The sequence below is a fragment of the Acetobacter musti genome (assembly GCF_011516835.1).
Taxonomy (GTDB): Bacteria; Pseudomonadota; Alphaproteobacteria; order Acetobacterales; family Acetobacteraceae; genus Acetobacter; species Acetobacter musti.
The window spans coordinates 1-818 of record NZ_WOTB01000116.1 but is presented as its reverse complement, the minus strand read 5'-3'; the positions used below and the strand labels follow the sequence as shown (position 1 = coordinate 818).

General features: G+C 56.7%; 1 protein-coding gene. It reads left to right on the top strand.

From position 1 onward, the window contains the following. Positions 1-50: 50 nt before the first annotated feature. Positions 51-802 (top strand): IS5 family transposase gene (locus tag GOB93_RS20985; protein WP_198912745.1). Its coding sequence is split into 2 segments (ribosomal slippage): positions 51-381 and positions 381-802, totalling 753 coding nucleotides; the frame shifts between segments, so codons are not numbered across the junction. Positions 803-818: the final 16 nt, after the last annotated feature.

The following is an 818-nucleotide window of genomic DNA, read 5'->3' as shown; positions in this document are numbered from 1 at the left end:
TACGGCGTGTGGGGATTCACATGAGGCTTGGGTTATGATTCAAGCTTCTGATGGAACGCTTTGTGCTGACGGACGCCCAATGGGCGCTGATTGAACCCCAATGCCTTGGCAAATCGACGGATCCGGGTCGAAGCGGTCGCGACAACCGTCTTTTCATGGAAGCGGTGCTGTGGATTGTGCGCACTGGCAGTCCATGGCGTGATCTGCCTGCCCTGTTCGGCAACTGGAGCACGGCGTTCCGTCGCTTCAGCGACTGGCGCAATGCCGATGTTTTCAAACGGATTTTCGAGGCCCTGTCCGGTGATCCGGACATGGAATATGCCATGGCCGATGCAACGATCGTGAAGGTTCATCGTCATGGGCAGGGCGCAAAAGGGGGACTCAGAGCCAGGCCATTGGCCGCTCGAAGGGCGGCATGACGACGAAGATTCTCGCGCTGACGGATGCCCTGGGTAATCTCGTGCGTTTCCGTCTGATGCCCGGACAGCGCTTCGACAGTGTGGAAGTGCCACCGTTGATTGACGGTCTCACATTCGATGCCTTCATCGCCGACAAAGCGTTCGACAGCAACACCATCATCGCTGAACTCGATGAAAGGGGCGCTACGGCCGTCATTTCCCAGCACCCAAGGCGCTCAAAGCCGCTACCCCTTGACCGGGAAATGTATAAATGGCGGCACCTGATCGAGAACTTTTTCTGCAAGCTCAAGGAATTCAAACGCATCGCTATGCGTGCCGGCAAAACGGACAAAAGCTTCAGCGCCATGATCTGTCTCGCTGCAGCCATCATCCACTCACGGTGAATCCCCACAGACCTTA